At 41.6% G+C, this 17,165-nt stretch carries 13 protein-coding genes and 3 tRNA genes; 8 read left to right on the plus strand and 8 right to left on the minus strand.

What is annotated here, in order from left to right; translation table 11 throughout:
• Nucleotides 1-4: 4 nt before the first annotated feature.
• The 5 genes from NBH07_RS06410 to NBH07_RS06430 form a co-directional block, all read right to left on the minus strand.
• Nucleotides 5-2,209, minus strand: a complete 2,205-nt coding sequence (locus tag NBH07_RS06410) for a peptidase domain-containing ABC transporter (RefSeq protein ID WP_009016960.1) — start codon at nt 2,207-2,209, stop codon at nt 5-7.
• Nucleotides 2,206-4,485, minus strand: coding sequence for a TonB-dependent receptor (locus NBH07_RS06415; protein WP_009016959.1), 2,280 nt, complete (start codon nt 4,483-4,485; stop codon nt 2,206-2,208). Before NBH07_RS06415 ends, NBH07_RS06410 begins: the two co-directional genes overlap by 4 nt.
• A gap of 4 nt (nt 4,486-4,489) precedes the next feature.
• A complete protein-coding gene (locus NBH07_RS06420; RefSeq protein WP_009276180.1) occupies nt 4,490-5,788 on the minus strand; it encodes a radical SAM/SPASM domain-containing protein in 1,299 nt (432 codons plus the stop codon).
• A gap of 84 nt (nt 5,789-5,872) precedes the next feature.
• Nucleotides 5,873-6,061 (minus strand): hypothetical protein, encoded by a 189-nt coding sequence (locus NBH07_RS06425; RefSeq protein WP_005859121.1) that lies wholly within the window; start codon nt 6,059-6,061, stop codon nt 5,873-5,875.
• Nucleotides 6,062-6,124: 63 nt separating this feature from the next.
• Nucleotides 6,125-6,271: a hypothetical protein gene (locus NBH07_RS06430; protein WP_005859123.1), complete on the minus strand. Its 147-nt coding sequence runs from the start codon at nt 6,269-6,271 to the stop codon at nt 6,125-6,127.
• Between the two features lie 160 nt (nt 6,272-6,431).
• On the opposite strand from NBH07_RS06430, the gene NBH07_RS06435 reads away from it, so the two are divergent.
• The 4 genes from NBH07_RS06435 (at nt 6,432) to NBH07_RS06450 (ending at nt 11,049) form a co-directional block, all read left to right on the plus strand.
• Entirely contained in the window at nt 6,432-7,808 is a 1,377-nt protein-coding gene (locus NBH07_RS06435; RefSeq protein ID WP_009016957.1) for a sensor histidine kinase, read from the plus strand.
• A gap of 6 nt (nt 7,809-7,814) precedes the next feature.
• Entirely contained in the window at nt 7,815-8,507 is a 693-nt protein-coding gene (locus NBH07_RS06440; protein WP_009016956.1) for a response regulator transcription factor, read from the plus strand.
• 266 nt (nt 8,508-8,773) lie between these two features.
• Nucleotides 8,774-9,868, plus strand: a complete 1,095-nt coding sequence (locus NBH07_RS06445; RefSeq protein WP_250833487.1) for a metallophosphoesterase — start codon at nt 8,774-8,776, stop codon at nt 9,866-9,868.
• Nucleotides 9,869-9,870: 2 nt separating this feature from the next.
• Nucleotides 9,871-11,049 (plus strand): metallophosphoesterase, encoded by a 1,179-nt coding sequence (locus NBH07_RS06450; RefSeq protein WP_009016954.1) that lies wholly within the window; start codon nt 9,871-9,873, stop codon nt 11,047-11,049.
• Nucleotides 11,050-11,119: 70 nt separating this feature from the next.
• Here the strand turns inward: NBH07_RS06450 and NBH07_RS06455 are convergent, their stop codons facing one another.
• A complete protein-coding gene (locus tag NBH07_RS06455; RefSeq protein WP_005859133.1) occupies nt 11,120-12,826 on the minus strand; it encodes a S41 family peptidase in 1,707 nt (568 codons plus the stop codon).
• A gap of 48 nt (nt 12,827-12,874) precedes the next feature.
• A complete protein-coding gene (locus NBH07_RS06460) occupies nt 12,875-13,852 on the minus strand; it encodes an adenosine kinase (RefSeq protein WP_009016953.1) in 978 nt (325 codons plus the stop codon).
• Between the two features lie 110 nt (nt 13,853-13,962).
• Here NBH07_RS06460 and NBH07_RS06465 point away from each other — a divergent pair.
• From NBH07_RS06465 to NBH07_RS06475, 3 genes are all read left to right on the plus strand, one after another.
• A tRNA-Asn gene (locus tag NBH07_RS06465) sits at nt 13,963-14,036 on the plus strand.
• A gap of 31 nt (nt 14,037-14,067) precedes the next feature.
• Nucleotides 14,068-14,141, plus strand: a tRNA-Asn gene (locus NBH07_RS06470).
• Between the two features lie 43 nt (nt 14,142-14,184).
• Nucleotides 14,185-14,258: transfer RNA gene (locus NBH07_RS06475), tRNA-Asn, on the plus strand.
• Between the two features lie 102 nt (nt 14,259-14,360).
• Here NBH07_RS06475 and NBH07_RS06480 read toward each other — a convergent pair.
• Complete coding sequence (locus NBH07_RS06480; protein ID WP_009016952.1) at nt 14,361-16,259, minus strand: glycosyltransferase 87 family protein; 1,899 nt, start codon at nt 16,257-16,259, stop codon at nt 14,361-14,363.
• Between the two features lie 145 nt (nt 16,260-16,404).
• On the opposite strand from NBH07_RS06480, the gene trmB reads away from it, so the two are divergent.
• Entirely contained in the window at nt 16,405-17,163 is a 759-nt protein-coding gene (gene trmB / locus NBH07_RS06485; protein ID WP_005859139.1) for a tRNA (guanosine(46)-N7)-methyltransferase TrmB, read from the plus strand.
• Nucleotides 17,164-17,165: the final 2 nt, after the last annotated feature.

Here is a 17,165-nt window from a genome sequence, read left to right on the forward strand (position 1 = left end):
ATATTTAGTTTCCTAGTTCCAATTGATTCTTCACTAAGTTGTAATAGGCCCCATTACGTTTGATTAGCTCCTCATGTGAACCTACTTCCACGATACGGCCTCTATCCAGCACCACGATTTGATCGGCATTGCGTACGGTACTTAATCGATGGGCGACGATTATTACTGTCTTACCCCGGTAAAAGTCCGTCAGATTCTCCACTATGGCACGTTCATTGTTGGCATCTAACGAATTCGTCGCCTCATCGAAAAAGAGATAAGAAGGGTTCTTATAAACCGCACGGGCAATTAAGATCCGCTGACGCTGGCCTTGGCTTACGCCTTGACCATCCGGACCTATCACCGTATTATATTTTAAGGGTAAGCGCTCGATAAATTCCTCTATATTGGCGATACGAGCTGCCAATAATAAGCGAGATTTATCAATCTCACCGTCATCCACGGCAATATTGCGTGCGATCGATTCAGAGAACAGATAACCGTCTTGCATCACCGCACCGCATTGGTCACGCCACCATAAAAGGCTGAAAGATCGCAAATCATCTCCACCCACTCGGATATCGCCTTCTACCGGATTATAGTAGCCCAATAATAACTTGATCAAGGTTGTTTTCCCGCTACCACTTGTTCCTACAATCGCCGTAATCTTGCCTCGAGGTATTTTAAGGTTTATCCGCTCCAAGACTTTCGGCGAATGGATGCCCTCATATTGAAACGTCACGTTACGAATCTCAATGTCCCTATCGCTTCCGTTAAAACCGGTTATCATACGTTCCGGCGTCTCCTCTTCTTCCCGATCATGGATCCCGCTCATCCGTTCCAGACTAATCTTCACGTCTTGCCAACTATAAAGAAACTGCACGAACTGTTCCACCGGAGCGTTCAACTGCCCGATAATATACTGTATAGCCAACATCATACCCAACGACAGGCTACCCCCGATCACAGCCGTAGCGGCAATCACCGTAATCACGATATTCTTTACCTCATTAATCAAGATACTGCCGGCCTCCTGACTCTGTTGCAGCCGCATCGATTCGATGTTCGTCCGGAACAAGTCCGCTTGTATATCCTCCCATTCCCAACGGCGGCGGCGCTCACAATGCTGGAGCTTGATCTCTTGCATACCATTCAATAACTGCATGGTTTTCGATTGATTACGGGCCCGTTGCTCAAAATAAGTATAGTCCAGCAAACGGCGTTTTTTAAGGAAGAATGTCACCCATACGGCATATAAAGCGCTACCTAGTACGAAAATAAAGAATATCAATCGATTATAATAAAGTAATACCCCACCGAACACCACAAAGCTGAAAGCGGAGAAAAGCACCGTCAATGTCTGCGCCGTCAAGAAACGTTCCACACGCTCATGATCATGGATGCGTTGCAAGAGATCGCCCGTCATCTTCGTATCGAAAAACGACATGGGTAATCGCATCAGTTTGATCAAGAAATCGGATAACAATGATATATTCACCCTCGCACTTATATGCAGTAATATCCAGCGACGGATAAAGTCCACCGAGGCACGGCTCAAGACCAGCATCAATTGTCCCGCCAAGATCAGATAGATCAGATTCAGATTCTTAGTAGCGATACCTTTATCCACGATCGCTTGGGTAAGAAACGGAAAGATTAATTGCAATACGCTTCCCAGCGCAAGCCCCAGCAACAACTGGATAAAGAAACGTTTATAAGGTTTCATATACCCCCAAAGGAAATGAAAGGGATCTCTTCCCGTATGGCGTTCATCTTTCCGCTTATAAAAAGCGGGGGTCGGCTGCAAGGCCATTAATATGCCTTTCTCCTCCCCTCTCGAACGGGTACTGATCCACGCATTACGAAACTCTTCCTCATCGATACGCAACAAATTCTTACCGGGATCGGCTATATAAAAAACAGATTTCCCATCCTGTTTCTTTTTAACGTCATATAATACGACAAAATGATCTTGGTTCCAATGGAGGATACAAGGGAAGGGGCGTTGCTCCACCATCTTCCCCAAGGTCATTCGTCCACATATCGTACGAAATCCTATATACTCGGCGGCATCAGCGATACCCAGCATGGAGACTCCTTCCCGGGTTACGACGCAAAGGTTTTGCATCGTCTCGGCGGAATACTCCTTGCCATGGAACTTGGCGATCATGCGGAGGCAGGTGGCGCCGCATTCCATGGAGTCGGGTTGCTTGATATGGGGGAAGCTCATAATTTAATACCTTCCTCTATACTATACACATTTTTCCGTTCTTTCATTGCTTTCGACTTGTTTTTACGGAATGTATAACGAAGCAAGATCCAAGGCCGAAAAGAGGCACTGATTTTTCGTTGATCGCTGTAGTTCTCATAGCTACCACTACGTAATTCCATCGAGGTACGATAAGTAACCAAACAATTCTCCATCGCCACGGAAATATAGAAATAGTCCGTAAAATTATAAGAGACCTGTACCATCGAAAAAGAAGGGCTATGATACTTCACACGAGAGATTGGCGTATAGGTATAATTGTTATATAATATATCAGCACCCAAATACCACTTCTTATAATTCGCATTGAAATACAAATAGGTACTAAACCCTTTCCTTGGATCTTCATTCTCATAATAATCCACGACATGATACGCATTGACACCTATACGCCCTAAATTGCCTATCCGATAAGACAGACTTCCCCCTATGCGTAAATTCTTATACTTCCCGCTATTCCTATAGCTACTGATATAAATATCCTCTTCGCTGAATCCATACGATTCCACCAAGTCCGTACTGATCCGATAAGAGACGCTCGGTGTCAAATAAAATCCTTTCGTGTTAAATGTCAAGGATAGGTTCAATTTATGATTTTGGCTCGGAAGCAGATAAGGATTTCCTTGTGTCTTCACTAAAGAATCCGTAGACATATTATAAGGATTCAATTCGCTCTCGGTAGGAGCCGTATTGGTAAGCGTGTATCCCAATCTCGTAGATAGATGATCGCTAAAATCATAATTACCGCTTAAAGAAATGCGAGGCTTGAAGTAATGATTAGAGGCCTCACCCGCTTTCAGCCAAATTCCTTCCAGCCCAGCAGAAAGCATATAAGAAAAACGCTTTATAGACTGGCTATAGTCCGCATACAAATACTCTTCCCATTTCTCGTGCCGGAAAGTAGGCATTCCTATACTCACTTGACGTATACGATCACTCGTAAAACGAGTCTGATTCCCTACATTCAAGCTACCTCCATTTGCAAAATCCACATTATAATCCACATCAAAACGACCGGAATTCCGGTCGTTCTTATATAAATATGTATTCAGATAAGACCAATCCAGATATGACTCCGAGCGATTTCCGTCATTCTCGTTATGATTCTTATTGAAAGCAAGGGTCGTTTCCAATATATGGTTTTTCGCAAACGTATGCTTATGGAACAAGCTAGCCGTAAAAATATACGATTGATCCTTATTAAAAGAAGAATAATCGAATTCTTGGGGTATTCCATCCGTTAAAAGTCCATCACCCCAACCTTTCTTCTTATTGATTTTTTTATTACCATACATATGAGCTACGATATAATCCTTGTCTGTACACATCCAACGGAATTGCAACTCACCTAAATAGCTAGTACCATCCAAACGTTCCTCTCCCTTCGTCCATTTACTATACCCCGTATTTAGCTGCCGTTGCTCCTGTTCCGAGCGATCATCATACAAATAGTCCACTGAAGCTCTTCCATAAAGTGCGTATCGAGAGTTTCCAACCTCAAAATACCCTACCCCAAGCCCCTTACGGAAAGGGACATCATGCCGCGTGGCTCCTTCCAAGAAGATAAAAGGTTGTGTCTTCTTTTTCAATTTTATATTCAATATCTTTTGGTAACCATCCTTTAAGTAACGGGCTTTCACCACATCGATTATCTCCACGGATTCTATCTCTCTCGGATCAAGAGTGGCGATTCCCGAGTTATAACGATTCCCGTTTATCAATATCAAGGGTTGCGCCCCATCCTCCAACTGCACCTTCCGGTTAGCCACATCCGAGTACAAGCGTGGGATCTCTTGCAGGGCCCGGAAAGGGTCTTTCATATTTTTAGCCTTCTCTGACAGATAAAAGATCTCTCCCGTAGCGGTCCGATTCACTTGATCATTCCGATTACCCGTCACCATTACTTCGTCCAATACGACCGTTTTCTCAGGTGTCAGCAAGAAGTCTTTTCTAACATCCCTGTTTTCCACTCGCAATATTTGCTCCTGCGCATTATACCCCAAGAAAAACAAACGTAGCTCATACGCTCCCTCCTTCAATCCATCTATACGAAAATGACCTTTTTCATCAGTTAAAGCCATGGCCGATAACGAGTCTTCCACACTCAATATCACCTGTACCCCATCCATCATCTTCCGCTTCTCGTTTGTAATTATTCCTGAGAAGGTGTAAGACTGGGCAGACAATGTGAAGAGGCCTTGTGAGATGAACAGAAGCCAGAAAGCGATAGTTCTCATGGTATTATGCGTATAATTCTTCTTTTAATAATTGACATTTGAAAAGATACATCAGATATTCTTTCAAAGTCATATTGATTGCGTCAAATGTACATATATTTTCCCCCGGATGCAACATTATTTGTTTATTACATGGTCCCAAACAGGCAGGCAGTAATTTACAATCTATACAATTTTGAGGCAATATCTCCTTTAACCAATAAGAAAGTTTTGTCTCATTCCAATGTACCTGTCCTGATTGTAAATCAAATTCTCCTAACGCATTTTGATCATCAAAAGAAGAAATCGTAGAACACTTAAAAACTTTACCATCATAATTAAACAAAACTTCTCTATGCCGTTCAGCAAAGCAAACATCTCCTTTTGGCATAATATAATAATCCAATAAAAATTTCTTATCTAAAAACTTTTGAACCGAAGCATGTAATAACGGCACATTAACTTTATCTTTTTCTAGTTGCCACACTTTTTTCAAAATGACAAAACAATACTTACGATCTAGAAAATCCAAATCACCAATGATTTCATCTATTTTCTCTAATGTCTTATTATCAAAGTTTATTCTTACCGCAAGCCACCTATTGGGAATTTTATCATTAATAAGCCGAATAGTTCTCAATGTCTTCTCATAAGTATCCTGATTCGGGTTATCCTTATCTTTCTTTATTTGATTATGATGTATTCTATCACCATCCAAAGTAATTTGGAATTGGCATTCAAAGTTTTTTAAATAATCTATAATAGATTCTGTTATCAAAATCGCATTTGTTGTAAATTCAGCAATTAGATCCAATTGATTAACTTGGCAAAAGTTTCTCGCAAAATCCAGAATTTCTTTTATCCCTCTGAAATACAAAAAAGGTTCTCCCCCAAAGAATGATAATTTTAATATCCTATAAGATGTTTTAATATATTCTTGTTCTATATTCTTTTTTATAGCTTCTATTACTTCACTCTTCAAGAAACTTCCCGCTATTCTATTCTCGTAACAGTACCAACAGTTTAAATTGCAATCCAATGTTGTATTCACCATGACTTGATACATAGAGGCATCAAATTGCATCCTTTTTTTCCGAAACAAGACAATCTCTCTTTCATCAAAATCATCAGGAACAATATATTGATTATCCACCAAAGATTTATATAATACAGGATCAGATTGCTCTAATTTTAAAATATTTTCTTTTTTATATTTTTCATATCTCACATTATTTAATAATATAAATTTATTATTAAATGAATTATAAAGTAAATAAACCTGCGGCAAAACGTTCTCTACAACCTGATAATATATCTTCTTCATTTCATTTTTCATTAATTTCTCGATAGAAATAGCTGATGCCTTCTCCCTGTTACAGGGAAAGCATCAAACTAAAAAAACTATCAATTAGCCACACCTCCCTGAAGAATTATTGACTCCTCCACACTTACCTGAGCCATTGTTAGTACCAGAACAACTTCCATCCCCATTATTCGGAGCCTTATCATCTGGATCCTCTCCTCCACGAACTAAAATAAGTTCATTTTCCTCTAGCCTCTCTAAAATAAGGCTAGGCAAATTCATTAAATCATTCATAATATCTAAAATTTATAGTTTATAATAGGTCATAATCTATGACCGTTTCATTTACTATTTTACTTATGACTGTCTAGGATTTTCTTGTGGACACAGAACCTTCCGTCCATCCTCAATCCAATACCATTCGTCAGTCTCTTCATCATAATGCCATTCACCACCTTTTATAGCGGAAAGTTCTTCCTTCGACAACAAATCACCAATTTCCATGTCTATATGCTTTTTTAGTCTGTTACAAAAATATAAGTAAAATTTCGTACTCTATCTAACAAACACCTAATTTTCATCTAACAAAAAGCTAACAAAACGAGAAAAACGCATCTTTTTTAAGATTATTCACTATCTTCACATCCAAAATAACGAATCTATCATGAAACACTCCTTATATATTGCAGCCATTATGTTGCTAGTCTTAATACTCTCCCAAGGATATTGGCTATACAATATATATAACGCTGAAAAATATAAAACGCAAGAAGTCCTTGAAGAGCTATTCGAAGAGGCTATCAAGCAAGAAATGTCCAAGCGAATGGTTAGCAACAAACCGAAAGACCCCAACAACCCCAAAAGAATCATAAGAAGAGCTAGTGATATGACACCAGAGGAACGAGCCAAGCTAAAAGGGGATACCATAATCTGGCCACAAATAAAAAATCGGAATCTAAAAGATAACTATGCCGACCTATTAGCGCAACGTATGCAAGACGGTCTACGTAATGCAAATAGACCCTTAAAACCAAATGTATTAGACAGCCTATTCAATAAAACATTAACTGATCACAATTTACAAGCAATATCTTATATAGAAATATCAGACTCTACCCGGCAAACCGTAAATACGGTAGGAAAAAAATTCAACCTTTCATTTTATAAGTTCCAAACAGAAAAGCTCCCGATAGGAACGCAGGGATTACAATATGTACAGGCTTTCGTTAAATTACCTCTTTCTGACATTGTCCAACGAAAGCTCTTGGCTTTTATCGTATCTTGTCTAATCATCCTTACCTCGGCGAGCTGCCTATATTATTTATTAAGAACAATACGTAAAGCCCACGCCCAACTCCGAGACCGTGAAATAGCCGTACATAGCGCTATCCACGACTTGAAATCCCCGCTGAACACGGCGTATGCCTCTATGGATCTTATCGCTAGCCTAGAGAATGAACCGATGAAAGTGAATATATTAAATACCGGAAAAACTCAGATAAAACAGTTGATAGAGATCATCGAGTCCATGCTGTCACTATTGAAAACAGCGGATGGAAAAGAGAGCGCACGAAAGTCGCCTATAGATATTAAATCATTTATTGAGCAAACCTACCAAGCGATAGCAAGGCTCTATCCTAACAAGATCCCCTTGTTCAAGCTTGAGAAAAGCGAGGATTTCCCCGACATGATCGAAGCTGATACCGTTCGTCTGGAACGTTGCCTCCGGAATTTGCTAGAGAACGCATTGAAATATTCGAATGACGATGTACGAATCACCGTAACGTTGACTATGAAAAACAACCATTACCGAATAGCCATAAAAGACACCGGTTGGGGAATCCCCAAGAAAGCCCAGAAGAAACTCGGACAACAATTCTTCCGGGTGAAACAAGCCGACAAGCCAGCGCAACCGGGATATGGATTAGGGTTGAGTAGCGTAATGCTAATGGCTAAAGAAATGGGCGGCTCCCTAACTTTTCAGAGCGAGAAAAATGTAGGTTCAACATTTTTCATTAACTTGCCGGCCGAAAACACATAACACGATATGGAAGATAAGCTGAAAGTGATCTTTATTGAAGATGACCCAAACCTTGGATTAATCATCGTATTGGCCTTGCAAAGTAAAGGATACGAGGTTTACTACGCCAACACGTTAAGCGGTATTCAAGACATGATAGAAAAAGACTACCCTAATATCCTGCTTCTCGATCTGGAAGTTGGCAATCAAAACGCATTGGATTATTTGCCTTTTATTCGTTCAAAGCATCCTTCATTGCCTGTACTGATAGCCTCTTCCCACAACGAAGGGGAGGAAATAACACGCTGCTATGAAGCCGGAGCTAATCATTACACCAAAAAACCGTATGATATACAAGAAATAGATTTCCTAATCCAAAGGTTTTGTAAAAAGGCCAGTCCGATATCAAATAGTATATCTATTGGAGATTACCAACTGGAACTCTCCACTCATAAATTATTCTATAAACAAGAGCAGTCAAAAACATTAAGTCCTAAAGATTTCAAGTTATTCTATCTGTTATCCGAGCAATTAAATCAGCCAGTAAGCAGAGAAAAGTTTTTTCATGAAATATGGGATGGGCAAGAAGTTCATGATAGCCTAAACAACAGCATCTCACGTTTGCGCAAATTATTGGAAAAAGATACCACACTTTCAATAGATGCCGTAAAAGGAGTTGGATATATATTATCAAAAAAAGACCAACTCTCCTCATCGTAATTAAGGGGGGCTTATTGTAGATTTCTAGATACGCCCTTGTTCCCTATCACATGATTCGGGAAAAACACGTACGACTTTTTTGAAAAACACGTACATGTTTTGAGTAAAAGATCATCCTGTTTTTAGCATACTAATAATCAGCATATTATATAATTCTTTTCATTACCAAACTTATTGTTTGGAATTTATATCGATCCTATAGGGACGTAGCGTGCAGCGTTTGCTACCTAAAGAGTTTTCATTATCTTCGCGGAAAATTAATTGAGATGTGGACGTTCTTTATCATACTTCCAATCCTGTATCTTGCAGGGAATATTTATATTTATCTAAAGGGAAAACAGGCTTTGAAAAGCCAGTCTACCGGAGTTAAAGTATTGTTATCCATTGTTTTTTGGGGAGGAGCTTTGTCGTTCTTCAGTAGTTTTCTATTCAGGAACCTAGATATGCCGGCTTCTTTCGCTCAAACAGTTTCCCAAGTAGGAACAGGATGGCTCGTGTTCACTTTATACATGGTATTGGCCCTGTTGGTATTTGATATCTTACGACTTTTCCACCTACGTTTCAAATACTCATTCTATTTATCCTTATTCTTAACACTCAGCTTATTAGGATATGGAAACTATAATTACCAACATCCTGATACACGAATTATCAACATGGTTATCAACAAACCGGCCGATACCGATGGACAGCCGCTGAAGGTCGTAGCCATTAGCGACATACACTTAGGATACGCTACCAACAAGACAATGCTTGCCGGATATGTGGATATGATAAACGCCCAACGCCCGGACATCGTTCTTATCGGTGGAGACTTGATAGACAACAGTGTCGCACCTCTGCGATACGAGCATATGGAAGAGGAACTGTCCAAGATCTACGCCCCATTAGGCGTTTATATGGTACCGGGTAACCATGAGTATATCAGTGGCATAGAGGAGAGCGAGAAATTTATAGCGCAGACGCCCATCGTACTTTTAAGGGATTCCGTGGCTATCTTGCCCAATCAGATCCAACTCATAGGACGGGACGACCGGCATAACAAAGGACGGAAAACTTTAGGTCAGCTTACTGCGAACCTTGATAAAAGCAAACCTGTTATCTTACTAGACCATCAACCCTACGATTTAGAAAAAACGGAAAAGGCTGGCGTAGACTTACAGTTTAGCGGACATACACATCGAGGACAAGTATGGCCGATGAACTGGATCGTGGATCATCTGTTCGAATTAAGTTACGGGATTAAAAAAATCGGAAATAGTACGATTTATGTCTCATCCGGCTTATCTTTGTGGGGACCGCCTTTCCGTATCGGGACGGACAGCGAGATGGTGGTGTTCAATATTACATTCAAAGAGTAAAGATGAAAGTATTTATTCAATCGATCGTAGCGCAGCTATTACTAAATCCGTATATTTTCTGGAGAGGATATCAAGCGCTTCCTCCTAAGAAAAGTTGCCGGATTCCTTTTATCTTGTTTTTCGTACTCGAACTATCGCTTTATTTTTTCGGATTTATTTTTAGGAATGAACTACCTGATAACGTGATAATCACGATCCAATACATCTGTAACACTTGGTATATAGCGTCCATTTATATCACTTTATCTCTCTTGGTACTTGAGTTGATCAGGCTCTCCCAACGTATCAAGCCATGGTTCCCCAAATGGATGAAAGGGCATTGGCAGCAAACCAAGCTAACCCTGTTTTTTCTTATCGTATTCGGTGTTACCGGTTTAATGATTCACGCATACCATACGGTAATGAATCCGATTGTTAAGAACGTATATATCACGTTGCCCAAAGCCGCGGGGGATCGGGATAGTCTGACTATTGTCATGATGAGCGACTTACATATCGGAGAGGTTATCGGGAAGGACTTGGTACAAAAATATGTGGCACTCAGCAACGCACAGCATCCGGATATGGTGGTATTAGCGGGGGATATCATGGATTATGAATCCCGGTTTGCGGAAAACGCCCACATCGAGGATGATTTAAAACAATTAAAAGCTCCGTTGGGCGTATATATCGTTTACGGGAATCATGAATACCGGGCAAACCGGAACGCCAAATATCGTTGGCTGCAAAAGACCGGAGGTACGCTACTAATAGACTCGGTGGTCCAACCGGACTCAACTTTTTATTTGATAGGGAGGGATGATTTCATCCATAAGAAACGAAAATCGCTTCATTCGTTAATGGAAGGGGTGGATACCGGCAAACCGATTATCGTTTTGGATCATCAACCTTGGTCGTTCGCCGAGATGAATATGAATGGGGTGGATTTGGGACTGCACGGACATACGCATAACGGGCAGTTATGGCCTTATCCCCTACTGATGAAACTTGTGTATGAATGCCCGTACGGATATTATAAGAAAGGACCTACGCAATTCTATGTATCTTCCGGCATTGGTATAGCAGGACCTCCTTATCGGGTGGGAACCGTCTCGGAATTGGTCGTATTGCATATCCGCTTCAAAGCCCCCAAACAGACTGGCGAAAGAGGGAAAAGCACGATGCCCATTCAAGGGAGCTGACAATGGGCATCGTAAGCTCGCTTGAATGGGCATTGTAAGGCCCTTTGAATGGGCATCGGCAGAAACCCGCCTATTCGGTACCCTTGGTGGCCGCTTCCAACTCAACCGGCACGCTCAATGTACGCCTGTATAAATCCGGATCGCCCAATACCTCCAACGCTTTCTCCAATACAAGATCATCTTTCAAGCTTTCTTGCAACTCTCCTCGTTGGTAATAATAACGTTTTACGATCTCGGCGGCCATTACTCGTTTCACCTCATCCTTGAAACGATCGAAATCTTTTTCCAGATTCGGAGTCAGCTTAGCCTCTAATTCCTTGAACGCAGTAGAATCCTCCTCCAGATACCCCTCGAACTCAGCCACTTCTTTCAAGTTCCTCAATACTTTCTCGCTTTGGCGGTCATACGTGAAATTCTTGGACTTGGCGTATTGCTTCAAAGCTTCGAAATCCTCATCGGAAACCGTAAATTCCTCGATAGGAGCGATTGTCTTATGCTTTTGTGCCCAATCCGTAACGAAGTCGAACAAGACCGTATCCGCCGCCAAATAATACATCATGGTAGGCACTTTCGGCTCCTTCACCTCAAACTCCGGACGTACGCCACCACCATCACGAACCGGACGCTTCTTGGACGTATAGAATACGGAAGTCAAGCTATCCGGAATAGCAGCCACGCTACCATCCTCTTTCCGGTGCGAATAATCGATTTGCTGGATGCAACGGCCACTCGGGATATAGTATTTACTCATCGTGATTTTCACTTTCCCATTATAAGGCAGGTCACGAGGAGCTTGCACCAACCCCTTACCAAACGAACGTTGTCCCACCAACACGGCACGATCCATATCCTGCAAAGATCCCGATACGATCTCAGCGGCGGAAGCCGTACCTCCATTGATCAATATAGCCAACGGCATTACCGTATCCAAAGGCTCCGTAGAGGTTCGGTACGTACGATCCCATTGCTTGATCTTTCCTTTCGTTGAAAGCACCTCGCTGCCTTTCGGTACGAACATACCTACGATTTGTACGGCACCTTCCAGCACACCGCCGCCGTTACCGCGCAAATCCAGTACCAAAGACTTAATATTATGATTTTTCTTTAAATCCAAGAATGCCTCTTTCACCTCTTGAGCACTCTTGATAGTAAATGCCTTTAGATAAATATAACCGATACTGTCATTCTTAACCCCGTAGTAAGTAACTTGAGGTGTCGTGATCTGCTTACGGGTAATCTCGAACTTCCGGGGTTTCTTCTCGCCCGGACGTTGGATCGTCAAAACCATCTTCGTATTCGGAACACCTTTCAACAACTCGCTGACCCGGGAGTTTGTCGCCTTGGAAACATCGATCGTATCGATCGCCAAGATCAGATCGCCCGGCTTCAGACCCGCTAAATCGGCCGGCATTCCCTCGGTAGGCTCGGCAATCATCACGCCTCCCTCGTTGTTACGCTGACGGATCAAGGAACCGATACCTCCGTATTCGCCGGTCGTCATCAGACTCAATTCCTCCGTTTTTTGCTCAGGATAGTATTCCGTATAAGGATCTAAACCAGCCAACATTGCCTCGATTCCCCGCTGAACGGTTTTATCCACATCCACTGAATCCACGTAGAACATCTCTACTTCTTTCAATAAAGAATTGAAAATGTCTAGGTTCTTACTCACCTCAAAGCGGTTATCTTTTTGCGCCCATCCCGGCACTACGCTACTTGCGACGAACAGCAAGCAAAATAAACCTATAATTCCTCTTCGTTGAACCAATCTGTACATACAATATTTAGTTAATTAACGGCATAAATGTAAGGAATAATACGCCGCCTAAGCCAATATCCCTTTTACTTTTAACTTTATTTGTTCCCATTTATCATACGGAATCTCCGGGCCAACCACGTCGATCACATAGCCCGCCAGCATCGATCCGATGCGTGCGGATTGTACCAAAGACGCTCCTATGGATTGACCGTATAAGAATCCGGCGGCGAAGTTATCACCGGCGCCAGTCGTATCAACAGGCTTGCCCCCCTCAGCCGGGACAGAATAAAATTGACCATGACTACCGATCAAGGCACCTTCCTTTCCCAAAGTGACCAATGAGACCTCTACCAACTCAGACAAGGTATGTACGGCCTCAGCAGCCTTTTGCCCGGTAAAAGCCTCAGCCTCACTCTCATTAGAGAACAAAATATCCACATATTTAGGAATGATATCCTCCAGCATTCCTTTAAAAGCATTCACGATATTGAAGTTCGACAAATCCAGCGCTACTTTCAAGCCCAACTTTTTAGCCTTCTCCATCGTAGAACGAACCAACGGCTCGTTTACGAGCAAGTAACCTTCTATATAAATACATTGATATTTACTTAGCATCTCCTCGGTGATCTCATCCGGGGTTATTGTCGGGGCCGGGCCAAGGAAAGTCCCCATCGTACGTTCCCCATCCGGAGAAATCATCACCGTACAGCTACCTGTAAGTCCATCCGTCTTGATAAAATAGGAAGTGACACCCGCTTTTTCCAACGCATCCTCATAAAATCCGCCGATCGAATCATCCCCGATCTTACCGATAAAACCGGAATTCGCCCCTAAAGAAGACATCGAACGCATCGTGTTGCAGACAGATCCTCCCGGGGTTTGCGTACGTGGCAAGCCAGCTAAAGTTGTACGGATAGCGATCATTTGTTCCCTGTTAATCATATCCATAGCTCCTTTCTGTATACCGATTTCCGATAGGACATCATCATTTTCAAGCCTCAATAAAACGTCAACCAAAGCGTTTCCTAAACCTATTGTATTCATTTTTTCGTAATTTTTTTCGCAAAGATATTGCATATTTCGAAAATACCCCGTACTTTTGCAGTGCAATTTCAGAAAGGGGTTACGGAATAACCTTTGAAAGAGCAAAAAATTCTTCCTTAGCTCAGTTGGTTAGAGCATCTGACTGTTAATCAGAGGGTCCTTGGTTCAAGTCCAAGAGGAAGAGCGAAAAGACATCGGGAAAGACTGAAAAACATTCTTCTTTAGCTCAGTTGGTTAGAGCATCTGACTGTTAATCAGAGGGTCCTTGGTTCAAGTCCAAGAAGAAGAGCGAAAAGAGTTTTCATATAGAGATTAAAAAGTTAAAAACTGATTCTTCCTTAGCTCAGTTGGTTAGAGCATCTGACTGTTAATCAGAGGGTCCTTGGTTCAAGTCCAAGAGGAAGAGCAAAAAGAGAGATACCTATTAATAGGTATCTCTTTTTTCTTTTGTTCTTTTTCCGTTATTCACAGGGTTTTCAACAGGGTTATTAACAATCCTGTAATCTTCCTACCCTCTCCAAGCGATTAAAAATAAGTTCTTTAATTCTTCCGCAAGGACTCCACGACGCATATTGGGAAGATGAACGTTATCCCGCAAATCAGCGGGCATGTCTTTAATAAGTACATCCGACTCCTGCGAAGCCTTATAAATAAACTCCGTATCAAATAAAAAGCGATTCACCTGAGTTGAGGCCAAGAACGATTTTCCCCGCTGGTTAAAACCTTTCAAACCTCCTTGAGCATCCGTATGCGTTAATCCTAGAAGCGTAAAATTCAATATACGGGAAGCATAACTCATAATCTTTCTTCGAGTACTTAAATGGGTATAATAAGTATGATTCCGCACGGCGATAACGACATCATATCCCGATTCCAACCATTCTACCATCCGGCAGATAGAATCCGTCTCATACGGGAAATCATAGTCCGTATATAAAGTAATAGATGAGGTGGAATGAGACAAGCCAGCCCTAACAGCGGCTCCTTTTCCCTTATTCGTATCATAACTTACGATCATCGTATCAGGGAGAGCCTCCAGAAGACGTCCCACCGCATCCTTCGTAAATCCTCTCTTCGAAGCGTCATTCACGACGATAAAACGGAATGAGCGGCCTTTAAGCATCTTTACCAATTCCGCATGTTTCTCGATCATCAGACGTTCCCAGCCTTCTTGTGGGTTATAACAAGGCAAGATAAGGTCGATCGCCTCCTCTTTACCCGGGAGAGTCTTCGGCCGATGAAGCGGCTCTGAAAAATCCAATGTCAATTGCTCCCATACGATCTTAAACCAGATCAACACACAAGGAAGTGCTTTCAACGCATAAGGAATAACATACATTTTCCGGATATAACAGGGAAATATATCTGTAGGGGAAAGGGATGTCAGAATAAAACAGAAAACGAATAGTACCGTATTCAAGCCAGGAGTCGTCTTACGGGTAGGCGTACCTATATACCAAAGGCAGACGGCTATCATGGCTCCCAAATATCCGCTATTCTCTGTTCCGGAGCTAAAAAGGACCATGAACAAAAGAGTAGAGCAAAGAAAATGCATGCGGAACCGCCTGTTATCATATTGATTTATCCTAAAATAAGGAGCAATAAATAAAAGTAGCCCGGGGATAACCAACCAGAGATCACTATACGTATTGACTCCCGATATCTTACGAACCATTCCCAACAAAGAGATATTTGTATAAGGGGTAAATAAATTCTCTACATTCTTATCGAGAAGTACCTCATACCATTTCACGTATTGACTTGCCACATATTGAGGAGATGTATATAACATCGGAAGAACATACAAGACTATGCCCCAGAAAATAAGTCCTTTCAAAAAGGCGATCCGGCGTTTTGAGAATAACAGGAAAGCAAGACCGACAATGCCATAAATCTTAGTCATCGTACCCAAGACGATCATTAGCGCCGCCCAAAACTCCTGTTTCCGCTCAATAAAAATAAACGAGAATAAAATCATGCCGGCTATGGCTATGTTAAATTGCTGCATAAGAACACACGTAAACAACTCATTCAAGCATACCCAAATGACAAACGCCTGTTTCCAATCCGCCAATCCGAGTTTACGGATAGCCATATAAAGCAACAAGCTATTCGCGAGACACCATAGCAACATCCCGATATAAGGAGAGAAGAGGGAGAAAGGCGCTATTATAGCCGTAAAAGGGATCCCGTATAAAAACCGGTCGTGGTATTCATTCGGATAATATATATAAAGGTCTTTCAACTCTAACGCATGGAAAAAGGAAGCCCTATAAATCATAAAGTTATTATAAGTCCTTCCCACAGGTAATTTCAATAAGCAAGCGACAAGGGCCGTCGCAAACCAAACAAATCCGACAAACCTCGGATTCTTAAATATCGGGCGTCTAAAAAATACTCTCAACATATCCTTTTTTATTCGTTACAACTCCACTTTCAAATAAAACTTCTGACAGCCTATATGTTCAAAAGACTCGCCAACGTATAAAAACCCCTATCTAAAACAGTAGAAAAAACGTAAAAAGCATTTTTTTAAGTATTATCTTCGCGACATGGGAAAGAATAAATTAGCTAAGTTTGACGATATGGCGGGCTATCCGCACGTATTCCAATACCCTTTCGCCGCCCTACAAGAAAAAGGGTTTGACATGAAAGGACAGTGGCATGAACGTTTTTTCAAGAACGACCATCCTATTGTTTTGGAATTGGGATGTGGAAAAGGGGAATATACCGTAGGTTTGGGAAAGCTTTTCCCAAATAAGAATTTTATTGGTGTCGATATCAAGGGAGCACGTATGTGGACCGGCGCGAAAGAATCGCTGGAAACCGGGATGAAGAACGTGGCTTTCCTACGTACGAGTATCGAATTGATTTCCTATTTCTTCGCTCCAGGCGAAGTAGCCGAGATCTGGATCACATTTCCAGACCCTCAAATGAAAAAGGTCAACAAGCGTCTGACCGGAACCCGTTTTATGAAAATGTATCGGGAAATCCTTTCCGGAGATGGTATTATCCATTTAAAAACGGACAGTAACTTCATGTATACCTATACGTGCGAGATGGTAAAAACGAACCATTATCCCGTATTGTTCAGTACAGACGACCTATATCATTCCAATCTGGCGGATGAGATCTTATCCATCAAGACCTATTACGAGCAACAATGGCTAGATCGTGGCTTAAACATCAAATACATCAAATTTGTTTGTGAGGAAAGAGAGCGATTGGTGGAACCTGACGTAGAAATAGAGTTAGATCCTTATCGTAGCTTTAATCGCAGTAAACGAAGCGCTTTGGCTTCTGGTAAATAAAA

It is taken from the genome of Parabacteroides sp. B2-S-102 (assembly GCF_023656665.1).
Lineage (GTDB): Bacteria > Bacteroidota > Bacteroidia > Bacteroidales > Tannerellaceae > Parabacteroides > Parabacteroides distasonis.

What these genes read in the sequence shown, in the direction of transcription:
- NBH07_RS06410 (WP_009016960.1), bottom strand. Translation starts at nt 2,209, where the DNA reads ATGAGCTTCCCCCATATCAAGCAACCCGACTCCATGGAATGCGGCGCC.
- NBH07_RS06415 (WP_009016959.1), bottom strand. Translation starts at nt 4,485, where the DNA reads ATGAGAACTATCGCTTTCTGGCTTCTGTTCATCTCACAAGGCCTCTTC.
- NBH07_RS06420 (WP_009276180.1), bottom strand. Translation starts at nt 5,788, where the DNA reads ATGAAGAAGATATATTATCAGGTTGTAGAGAACGTTTTGCCGCAGGTT.
- NBH07_RS06425 (WP_005859121.1), bottom strand. Translation starts at nt 6,061, where the DNA reads ATGAATGATTTAATGAATTTGCCTAGCCTTATTTTAGAGAGGCTAGAG.
- NBH07_RS06430 (WP_005859123.1), bottom strand. Translation starts at nt 6,271, where the DNA reads ATGGAAATTGGTGATTTGTTGTCGAAGGAAGAACTTTCCGCTATAAAA.
- NBH07_RS06435 (WP_009016957.1), top strand. Translation starts at nt 6,432, where the DNA reads ATGAAACACTCCTTATATATTGCAGCCATTATGTTGCTAGTCTTAATA.
- NBH07_RS06440 (WP_009016956.1), top strand. Translation starts at nt 7,815, where the DNA reads ATGGAAGATAAGCTGAAAGTGATCTTTATTGAAGATGACCCAAACCTT.
- NBH07_RS06445 (WP_250833487.1), top strand. Translation starts at nt 8,774, where the DNA reads ATGTGGACGTTCTTTATCATACTTCCAATCCTGTATCTTGCAGGGAAT.
- NBH07_RS06450 (WP_009016954.1), top strand. Translation starts at nt 9,871, where the DNA reads ATGAAAGTATTTATTCAATCGATCGTAGCGCAGCTATTACTAAATCCG.
- NBH07_RS06455 (WP_005859133.1), bottom strand. Translation starts at nt 12,826, where the DNA reads ATGTACAGATTGGTTCAACGAAGAGGAATTATAGGTTTATTTTGCTTG.
- NBH07_RS06460 (WP_009016953.1), bottom strand. Translation starts at nt 13,852, where the DNA reads ATGAATACAATAGGTTTAGGAAACGCTTTGGTTGACGTTTTATTGAGG.
- NBH07_RS06480 (WP_009016952.1), bottom strand. Translation starts at nt 16,259, where the DNA reads ATGTTGAGAGTATTTTTTAGACGCCCGATATTTAAGAATCCGAGGTTT.
- trmB (WP_005859139.1), top strand. Translation starts at nt 16,405, where the DNA reads ATGGGAAAGAATAAATTAGCTAAGTTTGACGATATGGCGGGCTATCCG.